This is a genomic window from Uruburuella testudinis, from assembly GCF_022870865.1.
GTDB classification, from domain to species: domain Bacteria; phylum Pseudomonadota; class Gammaproteobacteria; order Burkholderiales; family Neisseriaceae; genus Neisseria; species Neisseria testudinis.
The window spans coordinates 2159625-2173848 of sequence record NZ_CP091508.1 but is presented as its reverse complement, the minus strand read 5'-3'; the positions used below and the strand labels follow the sequence as shown (position 1 = coordinate 2173848).

At 54.2% G+C, this 14224-nt stretch carries 14 protein-coding genes; 9 read left to right on the top strand and 5 right to left on the bottom strand.

Annotation, left to right across the window (positions count from 1 at the left end):
* Nucleotides 1–9: 9 nt before the first annotated feature.
* Both LVJ83_RS10000 and uraH read right to left on the bottom strand, forming a co-directional pair.
* A complete protein-coding gene (locus tag LVJ83_RS10000) occupies nt 10–1221 on the bottom strand; it encodes a urate hydroxylase PuuD (RefSeq protein WP_244784354.1) in 1212 nt (403 codons plus the stop codon).
* 291 nt (nt 1222–1512) lie between these two features.
* On the bottom strand, nt 1513–1866 hold the full coding sequence (gene uraH, locus LVJ83_RS09995; RefSeq protein WP_244784353.1) for a hydroxyisourate hydrolase: 354 nt from the start codon (nt 1864–1866) through the stop codon (nt 1513–1515).
* A 209-nt stretch (nt 1867–2075) separates the two neighbouring features.
* Here uraH and puuE point away from each other — a divergent pair, with 209 nt between their 5' ends.
* The 6 genes from puuE (at nt 2076) to LVJ83_RS09965 (ending at nt 6921) form a co-directional block, all read left to right on the top strand.
* Entirely contained in the window at nt 2076–2999 is a 924-nt protein-coding gene (gene puuE, locus LVJ83_RS09990; RefSeq protein WP_244784352.1) for an allantoinase PuuE, read from the top strand.
* 209 nt (nt 3000–3208) lie between these two features.
* A complete protein-coding gene (gene uraD / locus LVJ83_RS09985) occupies nt 3209–3724 on the top strand; it encodes a 2-oxo-4-hydroxy-4-carboxy-5-ureidoimidazoline decarboxylase (protein WP_244784351.1) in 516 nt (171 codons plus the stop codon).
* A gap of 114 nt (nt 3725–3838) precedes the next feature.
* A complete protein-coding gene (locus tag LVJ83_RS09980; RefSeq protein WP_244784350.1) occupies nt 3839–4441 on the top strand; it encodes a DapH/DapD/GlmU-related protein in 603 nt (200 codons plus the stop codon).
* 229 nt (nt 4442–4670) lie between these two features.
* Nucleotides 4671–5714: an allantoicase gene (alc, locus tag LVJ83_RS09975; RefSeq protein ID WP_244784349.1), complete on the top strand. Its 1044-nt coding sequence runs from the start codon at nt 4671–4673 to the stop codon at nt 5712–5714.
* The gene (locus LVJ83_RS09970) at nt 5711–6319 is read left to right on the top strand and encodes a LysE family translocator (RefSeq protein WP_244784348.1); all 609 of its coding nucleotides are present in this window, start codon (nt 5711–5713) and stop codon (nt 6317–6319) included. Before alc ends, LVJ83_RS09970 begins: the two co-directional genes overlap by 4 nt.
* Before the next feature lie 95 nt (nt 6320–6414).
* Nucleotides 6415–6921, top strand: a complete 507-nt coding sequence (locus LVJ83_RS09965) for an ureidoglycolate lyase (RefSeq protein WP_244784347.1) — start codon at nt 6415–6417, stop codon at nt 6919–6921.
* A 52-nt stretch (nt 6922–6973) separates the two neighbouring features.
* On the opposite strand, the gene LVJ83_RS09960 is transcribed toward LVJ83_RS09965, so the two are convergent.
* The 3 genes from LVJ83_RS09960 to LVJ83_RS09950 form a co-directional block, all read right to left on the bottom strand.
* Nucleotides 6974–7864 (bottom strand): EamA family transporter, encoded by an 891-nt coding sequence (locus LVJ83_RS09960; RefSeq protein WP_244784346.1) that lies wholly within the window; start codon nt 7862–7864, stop codon nt 6974–6976.
* Between the two features lie 387 nt (nt 7865–8251).
* Entirely contained in the window at nt 8252–8722 is a 471-nt protein-coding gene (locus LVJ83_RS09955) for a type IV pilin protein (protein WP_244784345.1), read from the bottom strand.
* A gap of 82 nt (nt 8723–8804) precedes the next feature.
* The gene (locus LVJ83_RS09950; RefSeq protein ID WP_244784344.1) at nt 8805–9209 is read right to left on the bottom strand and encodes a type IV pilin protein; all 405 of its coding nucleotides are present in this window, start codon (nt 9207–9209) and stop codon (nt 8805–8807) included.
* Between the two features lie 416 nt (nt 9210–9625).
* Here LVJ83_RS09950 and LVJ83_RS09945 point away from each other — a divergent pair, with 416 nt between their 5' ends.
* The 3 genes from LVJ83_RS09945 to LVJ83_RS09935 are packed head-to-tail and all read left to right on the top strand — an operon-like array spanning nt 9626 to nt 14200.
* Nucleotides 9626–10801 carry an efflux RND transporter periplasmic adaptor subunit gene (locus tag LVJ83_RS09945; protein WP_244784343.1) on the top strand — a complete coding sequence of 392 codons (1176 nt, stop codon included), beginning with the start codon at nt 9626–9628 and terminating at the stop codon, nt 10799–10801.
* A 13-nt stretch (nt 10802–10814) separates the two neighbouring features.
* On the top strand, nt 10815–12752 hold the full coding sequence (locus tag LVJ83_RS09940) for a MacB family efflux pump subunit (RefSeq protein WP_244784342.1): 1938 nt from the start codon (nt 10815–10817) through the stop codon (nt 12750–12752).
* A 56-nt stretch (nt 12753–12808) separates the two neighbouring features.
* Nucleotides 12809–14200, top strand: coding sequence for a TolC family protein (locus tag LVJ83_RS09935; protein WP_244784341.1), 1392 nt, complete (start codon nt 12809–12811; stop codon nt 14198–14200).
* Nucleotides 14201–14224 lie beyond the last annotated feature (24 nt).

Sequence of the window (14224 nt, the reverse complement as noted above, 5' to 3'; positions counted from 1 at the left end):
CGGCAATGCTTATGGCTGCCAGCGTGCAATCAGCGCCCGCTCTTCTTCGGTCATGCCGGTCAGGTTGCCGATGGGCATGGTGTGGTTGGCCACGCGTTGTTTGAATTTGTCGGCCGCCATGCGGATTTCTTCGGCGGTTTCCAACTTCATGCCCAAGGGCGGGGCGGCGAAGCCGAATTGGCGGTCGGGTTGGGCGGCATGGCAGACGGCGCAGCGCTGTTGGGAAATCGCCAAAACCTGTTCGATGCTGACTGCGGGGCTGCCCTCGGTGGCGCCCGGCGATTCGGCAGGTTTTTTAGGGGCGGCCAGCAGGGCGGCGAGCAGCAGGCACACGATGCCGAACGCCCAATAGCCGTATTGCTTTTTACCTTGGTGCATCACCACAAAAAATTGGCGGATGGCGGCGCCGGCAAAAATAAACAACACCGCAATCAGCCACGACCATTCAGCGCCGTAGGTCACGGCATAGTGGTTGGAAAGCATCAGAAACACCACCGGCAGGGTGAAATAAGTGTTGTGCACCGAGCGCTGTTTGCCGCGTTTGCCGTCGAGCGGGTTGGGTGCTTCGCCGGCTTTCATGGCCGCCACCATGCGCCGCTGGCCGGGAATAATCCAGAAAAACACATTGGCGCTCATGCAGGTAGCCATCACCGCGCCGATAATCAGAAACGCGGCTTTGCCGGCGAAAATATGCGTGGCCAGAAAGCTGACTGCCACCATCATCACTGCCACCGCCACACTCAGCAGGCCGTCGCGGGTCATATTGGGGCTGATGAGCTTGCACAGCCGGTTGTAAACCAGCCAGCCGCCGAATAAAAACAGCAAAGCCATAAACACCGCTTCTCCGCTGCTCATTTTGGCCGCCCAAGCCCAGCCGGCCGAAGGGTTGACTAAGTTCATGGCCGGATTGCTCAGATACATCGCGCAGAAAAGGGCGAAGCCGGAGAGCCAGGTGGTGTAGGATTTCCAAAACGACCAATGCAAATCGTCGGGCAGCTTTTCGGGGCTGGTCTGGTATTTTTGGTTGTGGTAAAAGCCGCCGCCGTGCACCGCCCACATTTCGCCCGCCACGCCTTTGCTGCGGTCGGCTTCGGCTTGCGGTTTTTTCAGGCTGTTGTCGAGCATAACAAAATAAATCGATTCGCCCACCCAGGCAATGGCGGCAATTACGTGCAGCCAGCGCAACAGCAGGTTGGTCAAATCCATCAGATAGGCACTCATGATGTGTCCTTTTTATTCGGGGTTTCAAGCAATAAGGGTTGATGCCTGTTCAAAATAACCGTAGCAGAGCGAAGATTGTGCGCCCGCAAACTGAATAGTGGGCATGCTTTTGGGCGGGGCTGTGCGGTTGGGTTATTTTTGAACAGATATGGTGAAATGAATCAAAAAGTGCGACGGCGTTGCTGCGGCTTGCTGTTTTGTATCACTTCTTTTTATTTCACTATATATATATAAAGGGCGCAAACGCATTCAGACGGCCCGGGCAATTCAGGCCGTCTGAACGCAGCCGCTTCAACTGCCGCGGTAGGTGGCGTATGTCCACGGTGTCATCACCAGCGGCACATGGTAGTTTTCATCGGCAGAGGCAATGCCGAAGCGGATGGGAATTTCATCTAAAAAGCGCGGTTCGCCGCCGTGGATACCGAGTGCGGCAAAATAAGCGCCGGCGGCAAAAACCAGCTCGTAGCGCCCTTTTTGCATGGTTTCGCCTTGCAGCAGCGGCTCGTCGCAACGGCCGTCGGCGTTGGTGGCGGCGGTTTTCAGCAGCTCGCGGCTGCCGTTGTCGAGCCGGTAGAGGCGGATGAGCACGCCTTGCGCGGGTTTGCCGTGCATGGTGTCTAAAACGTGAGTGGAAAGTTTGCCCATGATGATGTCCTGAGGGGTTGTGTTTTTGAGCGGCCGCGTTAAAAATTGTTGGCTTAAGGCCTGATATAGTTTACATGATAAAGTGTCATCAGGCTTTTGTGCTGATGTAATCGGCAATGCGGCATTATTTTGATGTTGACAATTCTGCATGCTGTTGCGCATAATTGTCAACAATTTATTTGGCGGCTTGGCCGTCTGAAAGTAGGCAGATGAATTCGAATTACCCCCGCGATTTGGTCGGCTACGGCCGCCATCCCGTGCATGCGCAATGGCCGGGCGAGGCCAAAATTGCCGTGCAGTTTGTGTTGAACTACGAAGAAGGCGGCGAAAACTGCGTGCTCCACGGCGATGCGGCCTCGGAGCAGTTTTTGTCTGAAATCATCGGCGCGGCGGCCTATCCCGACCGCCACATGAGCATGGAATCGGTTTACGAATACGGCTCGCGCGCCGGTGTGTGGCGTATTTTGAACGAATTTGAACGGCGCGGCCTGCCGCTCACGATTTTCGGCGTGGGCATGGCGTTGGAGCGGCATCCCGAAGTGGCGCAGGCCTTTATCGACGGCGGCCACGAGCTGGCCTGCCACGGCTACCGCTGGATTCATTATCAAAACAAACCCGAAGAAGAAGAGCGCGCCCATATGCAGCAATGCGTGGCGCTGTTTACCAAGCTGTTGGGCCGCCATCCCGAGGGTTGGTATACCGGCCGCGACAGCCCCAATACGGCGCGGCTGGTGGCGGAAGAAGGGCAGTTTTTATATCATTCTGATTATTACGGCGATGATCTGCCTTTTTGGCAGTCGGTTGAAAAAAGCGACGGCAGCATTCACCCGCAATTGGTGATTCCCTACACGCTCGACAGCAACGATATGCGCTTTGCCAACGGCCATGGTTTTGTGAACGGCAATGATTTTTTCCATTATCTGAAAGATGCCTTTGACGTGTTGTATGCCGAAGGCGAAACCTGCCCGAAAATGTTGAATGTGGGGCTGCACTGCCGCTTGATCGGCCGCCCCGGGCGCTTTTTGGGGCTGGTGAAGTTTTTGGATTATATTCAAAGCCATGAGCGTGTGTGGGTGCCGACGCGGGCGCAGATTGCCCGTCATTGGCTGCAAACACATCCGTATCAAGGTTAATCAAAGTTTCAGACGGCCTTATGGCATAATAGTGAAATGAATATTCAGTGCTCTTTTAAAACAGTCGGATTGATTTGAAAAAATACAGTGATTAAATTGCCGTTTCTATCAGCTGTATTGTTTGCGGCTTGTTGACTTGTATCACTGCTTGCTTTATTCCACTATATGTCGATAATAAGGCCGTCTGAAAACCATCTGCCGGAAGCGCAATGAACAAAATTTTATTATCTGAGCTGAATCACATGCACCGCGCCGATTTTACCACCGCACTCGGCGCGATTTTCGAACATTCGCCGTGGGTGGCCGAACAGACCGCGGCGGCACGGCCGTTTGCCGATGTGGCGGCGCTGCACGCCGCAATGGTGGCGCAAATCGAAGCGGCAGGCGAAGCGGCACAATTGAAGCTGATTCGCGCCCACCCCGAATTGGGCGGCAAGCTGGCGGTGGCCGGCGCGCTCACAGCCGAATCTACGCAGGAGCAGGCCGGCGCCGGGCTGAATCAGTGTTCGCCGCAAGAGTTTGCCGAGCTCACCGATTTAAACGCGCGCTATGGTGAAAAATTCGGCTTTCCGTTTATTCTTGCCGTGCGCGGTCACGACCGCCAAAGCATTATTGCCGAATTCCGCCGCCGCATCGGCTTGACGCCGGCGCAAGAGCAGCAGGAAAGTTTGCGCCAGATTTACCGCATCGGCTTACTGCGCTTGCAGGATTTGGTTCAAATATAACCGTTTAATTTAATCATACTGTTGGTGCTGTATTGGATTTGCTGCTTTGTATGATGATTCAGTTTAACGCTTATATCAGGCCGTCTGAAACCAACGGTAAACAGGGTGCAGAAAATGATGATTGCTGATTTTATCCGGGTTCCTGCCGACTTCCCGCTCGAGCTCAACGCACTGCCGTGGGAAGTGACTGCGGCCTTGGCGCACACGCTGTATCCGTTGTTGGATAGGCTGGATGAAGGCTATCGGGTGCAAGAGGGCGTGGCAGTGCATCATTTGGCCCGCATCGGCCGCCATGCTGTTATCAAGGCACCCGCCATTATCGGCGCAGGCTGTTTGGTAGGCGCCAACAGCTATATTCGCGGCGGTGTTTATTTGGGGGAAGGCGCTAAAGTGGGCATTGCTTGCGAAGTGAAAAGCAGCATTTTGATGCCCGGCAGCGCGGTGGCGCATTTGAATTTTATCGGCGACAGCATTATCGGCAGCCGAGCGAATTTTGAAGCCGGCGCCATCACGGCCAATCATTACAACGAGCGAAGCGATAAAAAGATTAGTGTGACTTATCGCGGAGAAAAAATAGCAACCCATTGTGAAAAATTCGGCGCCTTGGTGGGTGATGATGCCCGCATCGGCGCCAATGCCGTGTTATCGCCGGGCACTTTGCTGGCGGCAGGTGCCGTTGTTGCCCGCTTGGCTTTGGTGGAGCAAAATCCGCTATAGCTGTTGGAATATTCTACAATTCATATCATTATTTTTTAACACAGCCGATGCGCTTTCAGGGGCAGCAGCACCTGTAAGCCGAATGACCAGAAAGCCTTGGCAGCTTGATTCGACGCGGATTTCAAGTCGGCCGGCTTCGTTGGGTTGTGATTAAGCCCACGCAGGCCGAAAGCTTATCTTGATCTGTTTATTTGCCGGTATGGCCGGCGCATCATCAAAAGGAAATGTCATGTCGCAAACGTATTTGCCCGACGGCCACATCGTGCAGGCCAAAGCAGTTGAGCTGCCCGATTTCGCCACCCGTTTTGTGAATCTGGCCGCCGCCGATTTCGGTGCGGAAGTATTGAATTGCTCCGACCAATGGTTTGCCGCCGCCGAGCGCATGTTGCAAAGTGCGCCGCCGGTGTTTGTGGTGGGCAAGTTTGACGATCACGGTAAATGGATGGACGGTTGGGAAACGCGCCGCAAGCGTTATGAAGGTTATGACTATGCGGTGGTGAAACTCGGCCTGCCGGGTGTGATTCGCGGCGTAGACATCGATACCAGCCATTTTACCGGCAATTTTCCGCCCGCCGCTTCGCTGGAAGCCTGCCGTTGCGAGGGCATGCCGTCTGAAAACACAAAATGGCAGACCATTGTGCCGTCGGTGGCTTTGCAGGGCGATTCGCATTGCTTTACGGCGGTCGACGATAACCGCGAGTGGACGCATGTGCGCCTGAATATTTATCCCGATGGCGGCGTGGCGCGGCTGCGCGTGTATGGTTTGCCGAAAGTGGATTGGCGCGCTTTGCCGCAGGATGAGCTTTACGAAACTTCCGCCGTGGCCAACGGCGGGCGCATCGTGGCGGTGAGCAATGCGCATTACGGCGTGCCGTTCCGCCTGAATATGCCGGGGCGCGGGGTAAATATGGGCGACGGCTGGGAAACCGCCCGCCGCCGCGTGCCGGGCAACGAATGGTGCATCATCGAATTGGGCTGCCGCACACAGGTGGAAAAAATCGAGGTGGATACTGCCCATTTTAAAGGCAATTATCCCGACAGCATCAGTATTCAGGCCGCCGATGTCACTTTCGGCACCGATGAATCGCTGCCCACGCAGGCGATGTTTTGGCAGACTTTGCTGCCGCAGCAAAAAACCGAAATGGACAAACAGCATTTTTACGGGCAAGCCGATTTAAACGATATCGGCGCGGTAACGCACGTGAAATTAAACATCCATCCCGACGGCGGCGTGAGCCGTTTGCGTATCTGGGGCAGGCCGTCTGAAGCATGAGCTCGTGGGCGGAATTTTTATTGTGGCTGGGCGTGGTGTTTCCGCTGGTGTTCAGCGCCGGGCCGGGTAATGTGTTGTGTGCGGTTTGCGGTGCGGCCAACGGTTTCCGGCAGTCGGTGCCGTTTATACTCGGGCTGGATTTGGTCTATAGCGCTTATGCGCTGTTGGCCGGCTTCGGGCTGGCGGCGGTGGTGCAGCGCTATCCTGCGGTGATGCTGGCGGTGCAACTGGCCGGTGCGGCTTATGTGGCGTGGCTGGGCATCAAAATGCTGCGGCGCACCCATGTGGCGAAAAAGCAGGCGGCAAAGCCTTTGCGCTTTATTGACGGCGTGATTTCGCAGGCGCTGAATGTGAAAGGCATCACCATCATTCTGACCATGTATTCGCAATTTCTCAACCCCGATGAGCCGTTGCCGTATCAGGTGCTTTCATTGAGTGCGGCTTTGCTGGCGCTTAATCTGCTGACCCATTTTACTTGGGCTTACGGCGGGGCGTGGATTGCAGAAAAATTCGCTTCCGATGCCGCGGTGCAGACACAAGGCCGCGTGTTCGGCAGCATGTTGGTGGCGATTGCGCTGTGGCTGCTGTATCGGGCGCTGGGATAAGGCCGTCTGAAATCCATTCACACAAACATTGCCGCTTTGTTGTCAGCTTGCTTTTACGAAGGGGTTTCAGATGGCCTGGAATGAAAAGGAAAAAAATGAATGTTTTACATATCGAACCACTGACCAAGGCGGCATTTGCGCCCTTTGGCGATGTGCTTGAAATCGAAGGCAGCCATTGGTTTCACATCAACAACGGCACCACCGAACGCTACCACCGCTTGGCCGATGTGCAGATCGACGGTGCCGACGGCCGGCCGGTGATCAGTCTGGCGCGCGGCGATGCCTTTCACGCGCCGCTCAAAATTGCCATGCTGGAGCGCCATCCGCTCGGTTCGCAGGCGTGGATTCCGTTTAACCGCACACCGTTTATCGTGGTGGTGGCACCTGATGGAGCAAACGGCCGGCCCGACACCACCAAGATGCGTGCATTTTATGCGGCAGGGCATCAGGGCGTGAATTATCATTTGGGCACTTGGCACCATCCGTTGATGAGCTTTGGTACACGCGGGGAATTTATTGTGGTCGACAGGGCGGGCACGGCGGCCAATTGCGATGAAGTTTTTTTCGAACAAAGCTGGCAGATTGCCGGTTTGCCGGAATAATTCTGTTGCTGCCCGGCGGCTCCATGCAAAATACCCGTTTAAAGAGTGAGTCCTATTTCGGCAAACCGGTTTTCAGACGGCCTCGATATCTGCCGCCGAACACATGTATCAGCAAAGCCGCCATCACTACGATAACACCGCTCCAATGCCAGCCGTTCATCTCTTCATTGAGCCACACCCGGGCAACCAGCAAGGCCACCACGGGCACGAGCAAGGCTAAGGGTGTGATTTGGGCGGCCGGATAGCGTGAAAGCAGCCCGCCCCAGCCGGCATAGCCGACCAAGCTGGCCACATAAGCCAGAAACACCACCCCGGCGATACCGCGCCAACTCAATCCCGCTAATTGTGCCTGCACGCCTTCTGCGCCGTAAAACCAAAATGCGCACACGCCAAACAGCAGCAGCGCCGAAATATTGCCCCACACCACCAGCGACAGCGCATTTACTCTGCCGATGTATTTCACCACGATATTGCCCGCGGCCCAGCAGGCCGCCGCACCTAAAACCGGCCACATCGCCAGCAGCGGCACCGAACCCCGATATTGCCCTACGCCGATCAGCAGCAAGCCTGCTGCTGCGCCCACAATGCCCAGCAAATGGTTGGGCTGCACCGGCTCGCGGAAAAAAACGGCAGCCAGAAATACGGTAAAAAACACCTGACCTTGCAGCAGCAGCGCCGCCAAACCGGTGGGCATGCCCAACGATAATGCAGTAAACATCAGGCTGAATTGGCCGAAACTGATGGTGGCACCATAAGCCGCCAGCCAATACCACGGCACGGCCGGGCGTTTGAGCAGAAAAACCGCCGGCAGCAAAATCAAGGCAAAACGCAGCATGCCCAATACCATGGGCGACACTTCATCGAGCGCGATTTTCATAAAAAAGAAATTAACGCCCCACACCGCAATCACGGTCAGCGCCAGCAGGCTGTCTTTCAGGTTCATGGTTTTTCCTTGGTAAAGTGTTGTGATTGTGCCTGTGTTTGCTGCGGCGGGCAAACAAATACGCTTGGGGCGCGTTTGCATGAGCGGAAACGGGAGTCTGTTGATAACCATTTGAACATAAGCCGGCAAATGAGATTATGTAGGCGGGCTGTTTTTTTTGGATAGGGATGGCAGACAACCGGTGATGTGCAGCCGTTGGCTTTCAGACGGCCACAAACGCGGAGCCGGTGAGTTTGGCGTTTCAATGCCCTAGGATCCTGATGTGTCGATTTATGAAGGGCAAAAAGCACCCGTAAATCGACACATCAGGACACCCTGGCAAAACCGCTCCTCTTCGAGCTCAGGCGGGAGAACGAAGCAGAATGATGAAGCTGAACGGCTATCGATTTATCTGAATACCGTGCATTTTTTATCCACGGTGCTGCCGCCTGTAAAGTAGCTATTGTCGTCATCGCAACTGCTGGTGGTGGTTTCGCAGATGATGGTGGTTAGGGCTTCGTTGATTTTGATGGTGCGCGGTTCCCGGTTTTGATTAAAGGCTACGGCTTTTAAGGTGAATTTTCCGTCCAGCGCACCGCGGGCAAGGCCTTGCGGGCGGATGCAGAAGGCATCGGTAGCGCCGACGGGCAGTGCGGGCCAGGTGGTGGAGGTTTGTTTGAAAGAGCGGTGCTGCTGGTAAAAACGTTCCATAAAATGGGCGTTTTCCAATAAAGCCGTGCGCGCCGCCTGTAATTCGGTGCGGCGGATATGCTTTTCATAAGCCGGCCAAGCGGCGGTGGCGAGAATGGCCAACAGAGCGACGGCAAGCAGCAGTTGCAGCAAAGTAAAGCCTTGCTGCCTGAATAGTGGTTGAAACATATGATCCCCGTTGTTTTATGTTGATATCATGCGGAATTATGACGGCAACAATATTCGGTGTAAAGCAGATTTGAATTGGGTATTATTTGGTTTGGCAATGGTTGTTTGCATTGCAGACAGTCAGCACGCCGTTATCGTCCAAGCGCAAGGTGTGGGCTTCGTTGCGGTTGCGCTCGTTGGGCGTGGCTTGCAGCGTATAGCCGCGTGCGGCGGCAGAGGCGCTTTGGGGAATTAGGGCGATGTCGAAATATTCGTTGGTTTTCAATTGAAAATCGTTATCGGCGCTGTGGGTGGGAAAGGTGTGGTTTTGTGCATAAAAGCGCTCCAACATTTGGGCGTTGGCCAGCAAATCGGCACGGGCGTTTTCCATACGGGCGTTGCGTATGTAGGTGTCGTAACTGGGGTAGGCGATGGTGGCCAAAATAGCCAGCACCAGCACCACAATCATTAATTCGGCCAAAGTGAAGCCTTGTTGGAGATGTTTCATGAACGTTTGCGGGATACGGCAGCGTTAGGGTATCTTGGTGCCCCCCCCCACCGCAGCCAAAATCAATAATAAGGGCGGCATTGTAGCCTAATTCCGGCGCTCCGCGTGCCGGATGTTTCGAGAGGTTGGATTTTGCGATAAAACGCACTTGTGCCCAAGCTGCCTGTAAGATTGCTGATGGTCTGCGGTGGAAATTGTTAACCGATTGCCAATTTCATGTAAAAGTTAAAGCTTGAATATGCTTTGATAACAATTGCTTATGCGTTTTGTTTCAAGGTTTGCCGCTTGGCGGTGCCATTGAATTGCAGTACACTTCCGCTCGTTTTGCGGTACAACTATTTAATATTTAACAACACAGGCCGTCTGAAAAAAAGACGGTAAACGGATTGAAAACATAATAAGGTATTTCGAATATCATGAAAAAAGCGATTAAGTGGATAATCATCCTGCTGCTGGTGCTTGCCGTGGCTTTGGGTTTATGGTGGTGGTTGAAGCCGAAAAACGAAGTCACTTATCTTACCGAGCCGGTAACACGCAGCGATATACGCCAAACTGTGAGCGCCACCGGCGAGATTTCCGCCGCCCAGCTGGTAGACGTGGGCGCGCAGGCTTCCGGTCAGATTAAAAAGCTGTATGTGAAAATCGGCCAGCAGGTCAAGCAGGGCGATATGATTGCCGATATTGATTCCACCACGCAGGTAAATACGCTCAATACCAATAAAGCACAACTGGAAACCTATCAGGCGCAGCTGGTTTCAGCGCAAATCGCCCTGAAATCGGCCGACATCAAACACAAGCGCGAACAAGCCTTGTGGGCCGCAGATGCCACTTCGAAACAAGAGCTGGAAGATGCGGAAAACACATTAGCGTCGGCCAAGGCTTCGGTGGCGCAGTTGAAATCTTCTATCAAACAAACCCAAATCGCCATCAACACGGCCGAGGCTGATTTGGGCTACACCCGCATCACCGCGCCGATGGACGGCACCGTGGTATCGATTGTGGTGGAGCAGGGGCAAACCGTAAACGCCAACCAAACCACGCCGACCATCGTGCAGATTGCCGACTTGAGCCAAATGCTGAATAAGATGCAGATTGCCGAGGGCGATGCCAATAAAGTGAAAGCCGGTTTGCCGGTCAGCTTCACCACCTTGTCGCAACCCGACCGAGTGCGCGAAACCACGCTTGATTCTATCGATCCGGGGCTGACCACCATGTCGAAAGGCAGCTACACCACCAGCACCGACACCACCGAATCGGCCATTTATTACTATGCCCGTGCTTTTGTGCCGAATGAAGACCAATCGCTCTATATCGGCATGACCACCGAAAATACCATTGTGATTAACCAAGCGGAGAAAGTGTTGTCGGTGCCCACGCTGGCCATCAAGCAGCAGGGCGGCAAAAAATATGTGCGTGTTTTGGGTGAGAAAAACGCCGTAACCGAAAAAACCGTTACCACCGGCTTGAGCGACGGCATGTCTACCGAAGTCAAATCAGGCTTGAGCGAAGGGGAAAAAGTGATTGTTTCCGAATTGGCCGCCGGAGCCGCCAGCAATTCAGTAGGCCGCGGCATGGGCCGCCCGCCGATGTAGACAAGGCCGCATCATGAGTTTAATCGAATGTAAAAACATCAACCGCTATTTCGGCAGCGGCGACAGCCGGGTGCATGTGTTGAAAGACATCAGCCTCACCATCGAAAAAGGCGATTTTGTGGCCATTATCGGCCAATCCGGCTCGGGCAAGTCCACGCTGATGAACATCCTCGGCTGCCTCGACACCGCCACTTCCGGCTCCTACCGGATCGACGGCACCGAAACCGCAGCAATGGAAGCCGATGAGCTGGCCGGTTTGCGCCGCAAACGTTTCGGCTTTATCTTTCAGCGCTATAATCTGCTCAGCGCCCTGAATGCCCGCGACAATGTGGCGCTGCCCTCGGTTTATGCCGGCGTGGAGCATGACGAGCGTGTGAAACGCGCCGATCAGCTGCTGCACGATTTGGGCTTGGCGGGCAAAGAAGCCAACAAACCCAGCGAGCTTTCAGGCGGCCAGCAGCAGCGGGTAAGTATTGCCCGCGCACTGATGAACGGCGGCGAAATCATTCTTGCCGACGAGCCGACCGGTGCGCTCGATACCGAAAGCGGTGCCAATGTGATGCAGATTATTCATGATTTGCATGCACAGGGGCATACCGTGATTTTGGTCACCCACGACCCGGGCATTGCCGCCAATGCCAACCGGGTGATTGAGCTGCGCGATGGCGAAATCATTGCCGACAGCAGTAAAAACACCGAAATCAAGCCCAGCCGGGTAGAAAGCATTCAAGAGCATATTTCCTGGTCTTTTTATAAAGATCAGGCGTTGGAATCGTTCCGAATGTCGGTGCAGGCGATTTTGGCACACAAAATGCGCTCGCTGTTGACCATGCTCGGCATTATTATCGGCATCGCATCGGTGGTGTCGGTGGTGGCATTGGGGCGCGGTTCGCAAGAAAAAATTCTGGAAGACATCAATGCAATGGGCACCAACACCATCAGCATCTACCCCGGGCGGGGCTTTGGCGACCGGCGTTCCGGCCGCATCAAAACGCTCACCATCAACGATGCCGAAGTGATTTCCAAACAAAGCTATGTGGAGAGCGCCACCCCGATGACTTCGGGCAGCGGCACGCTCACTTACCGCAGCACCGACCTGACCGCCCAGCTTTACGGCGCCGGCGACCAATATTTTGATGTGCGCGGTATCAAGCTGAAAGAAGGGCGGTTTTACGATGCGGCCGATGTCAAAAATGCGGCGCAAGTGGTGGTGATTGATGAAAACACCCAAAAGCAGCTTTTCGGCCAAGGCACCAACCCCTTGGGGCAAACCATTTTATTTCAAAAACGGCCGTTGCAGGTTATCGGCATTACGGTAACCGATAACAGCGGCTTCGGCAGCAGCGACCAATTGCAGCTTTGGGCGCCTTACACCACCGTGATGCAGAAAATTACCGGCGAGCGCTATATCAGCTCGATTACCGTAAAAGTAAAAGACGATGTCGGTTCGCAAGTGGCCGAGCAAAATTTAAAAGACCTGCTGATTGCCCGCCACGGCAGCGAAGATTTCTTTATGCGCAACACCGACAGCATCAAGCAAACCATTGAAAGCACCACCGACACCATGACCCTGCTGATTTCCTGTATTGCCTTGATTTCATTGATTGTAGGCGGTATCGGCGTGATGAACATCATGCTGGTGTCGGTGACTGAGCGCACCAAAGAAATCGGCGTGCGTATGGCGATTGGCGCACGCCAGCTCAACATCTTGCAGCAGTTTTTGATTGAAGCGGTGTTGATCTGCCTGATCGGCGGCCTGGTGGGTGTGTTGCTGTCGTATGCCATCAGCTTGCTGTTTAATGCTTTTGCCAGCAGCTTTGCCATGTCGTTTTCGACCTTATCGATTGTTGCGGCCGTGGCCTGCTCAACCGTTATCGGCGTAGCTTTCGGCTTTATGCCGGCCAAACGCGCTTCGCAACTGAACCCGATTGATGCATTGGCACACGATTAAACGTTTTCAGACGGCCTGCCGGATTTTAGGCCGTCTGAAAAAATTCAGGAAACCAAATGAAAGCAACTTCTTTTTTTCAGACGGCCTCAAGCTTGGCTGCGGTTGCCGTATTGAGCGGCTGTGCGGTCAACCATCAAGCCGATGCAAGCCTCAGCCTGGAAGCCACCGGCCAAGTGATGCCGGCCACCGAAACTGCCGAACGTTATGATATTAACGGCGACTGGTGGCAGATTTACCAAAGCAGCGAATTAAACGCATTGATTACCCAGGCGCTGACCAACAACACAGATTTGCGCCAAGCCGCCATTAATGTCAACAAAGCACTCTATCAAGCCAATATTCTGGGCGCCAATCTGGTGCCGAATTTTAACGGCTCGTTGGGTGCCTCCACTTCACAAAATCTGAAAAGCGGGCACAGCAACAACACCTTCAGCAGCCAGCTCGGTTTGAGCTACGAGCTGGATTTGTGGCAAAAACTCAACGCCCAAGCCGATGCGCAAGTGTGGGAATATCAGGCCACCCGCCAAGATTTGGCCAACACCCGCCTGACCCTGATCAACAATGTGGCCGATGCTTATTTCAATATTGCCTATATCAATGAAGCCATTGATTTAACTGAAAAATCTATCAAGCAGTATCAGGAAATCGACCGCATCGCACAGGCCAAATACCGCTACGGCAAAGTATCGTCCGTCGAGCCAACCCAAGCCGGCCAATCACTGCTGGCCGCACAAAACAACTTGCTTTCACTGCAAAACAGCCGCGATGCGCTGATACAGACCCTGCGCAACCTGCTCAACCTCAAACCGGATGAGGCGATGGCCGCGGACCCCGGCGGATACCGTTTATTGCCGGTAAAAGGGGTTGATCTCAACGTGCCGATTTCGGTGCTGGCCAACCGCCCCGATTTGCGCGCCGCCGAATACCGCCTGCAATCGGCCTTGCGCAGCGTGGATGCACAAAAACGCAGCTGGTATCCCGGCATCACCTTGGGCGCCAGCTTGAGTACGTCTTCAAACAAAGCACGAACCGCGTTTGATATCCCCTTGTTGGGCGGTTCCGCGCAAATCAACCTGCCGTTTCTTAATTGGCAGACGCTGAAGTGGGAAGACAAAAACGCCGAAGCCAATTTCGACAGCGCCAAATTAAGCTTTGAGCAAGCCTTAACCACCGCGCTGAATGAAGTGAACACCAATTATCTGCAATACCGGCGCGCGCAAGAAACCCTGGCCAATGTGCAAACCCGCTATACGCTCGATCAGAAAAACAGCCGCTACTACCGAGTGCGCTACCAATACGGTAAAAACGAGCTGAAAGACTGGCTCGAAGCGCTCAACAGCGAATACAGCTCCGCCCAAACCGTGCTCAACCAGCGCTACGAAGCGTTGCGTTATGAAAATATGGTCTATAAAGCCATGGCCGGGCGCTATACGCCGAAAACCGATTGATCCATTCGCAAAAATAACTTAACG

What these genes read in the sequence shown, in the direction of transcription:
- LVJ83_RS10000 (WP_244784354.1), bottom strand. Translation starts at nt 1,221, where the DNA reads ATGAGTGCCTATCTGATGGATTTGACCAACCTGCTGTTGCGCTGGCTG.
- uraH (WP_244784353.1), bottom strand. Translation starts at nt 1,866, where the DNA reads ATGGGCAAACTTTCCACTCACGTTTTAGACACCATGCACGGCAAACCC.
- puuE (WP_244784352.1), top strand. Translation starts at nt 2,076, where the DNA reads ATGAATTCGAATTACCCCCGCGATTTGGTCGGCTACGGCCGCCATCCC.
- uraD (WP_244784351.1), top strand. Translation starts at nt 3,209, where the DNA reads ATGAACAAAATTTTATTATCTGAGCTGAATCACATGCACCGCGCCGAT.
- LVJ83_RS09980 (WP_244784350.1), top strand. Translation starts at nt 3,839, where the DNA reads ATGATGATTGCTGATTTTATCCGGGTTCCTGCCGACTTCCCGCTCGAG.
- alc (WP_244784349.1), top strand. Translation starts at nt 4,671, where the DNA reads ATGTCGCAAACGTATTTGCCCGACGGCCACATCGTGCAGGCCAAAGCA.
- LVJ83_RS09970 (WP_244784348.1), top strand. Translation starts at nt 5,711, where the DNA reads ATGAGCTCGTGGGCGGAATTTTTATTGTGGCTGGGCGTGGTGTTTCCG.
- LVJ83_RS09965 (WP_244784347.1), top strand. Translation starts at nt 6,415, where the DNA reads ATGAATGTTTTACATATCGAACCACTGACCAAGGCGGCATTTGCGCCC.
- LVJ83_RS09960 (WP_244784346.1), bottom strand. Translation starts at nt 7,864, where the DNA reads ATGAACCTGAAAGACAGCCTGCTGGCGCTGACCGTGATTGCGGTGTGG.
- LVJ83_RS09955 (WP_244784345.1), bottom strand. Translation starts at nt 8,722, where the DNA reads ATGTTTCAACCACTATTCAGGCAGCAAGGCTTTACTTTGCTGCAACTG.
- LVJ83_RS09950 (WP_244784344.1), bottom strand. Translation starts at nt 9,209, where the DNA reads ATGAAACATCTCCAACAAGGCTTCACTTTGGCCGAATTAATGATTGTG.
- LVJ83_RS09945 (WP_244784343.1), top strand. Translation starts at nt 9,626, where the DNA reads ATGAAAAAAGCGATTAAGTGGATAATCATCCTGCTGCTGGTGCTTGCC.
- LVJ83_RS09940 (WP_244784342.1), top strand. Translation starts at nt 10,815, where the DNA reads ATGAGTTTAATCGAATGTAAAAACATCAACCGCTATTTCGGCAGCGGC.
- LVJ83_RS09935 (WP_244784341.1), top strand. Translation starts at nt 12,809, where the DNA reads ATGAAAGCAACTTCTTTTTTTCAGACGGCCTCAAGCTTGGCTGCGGTT.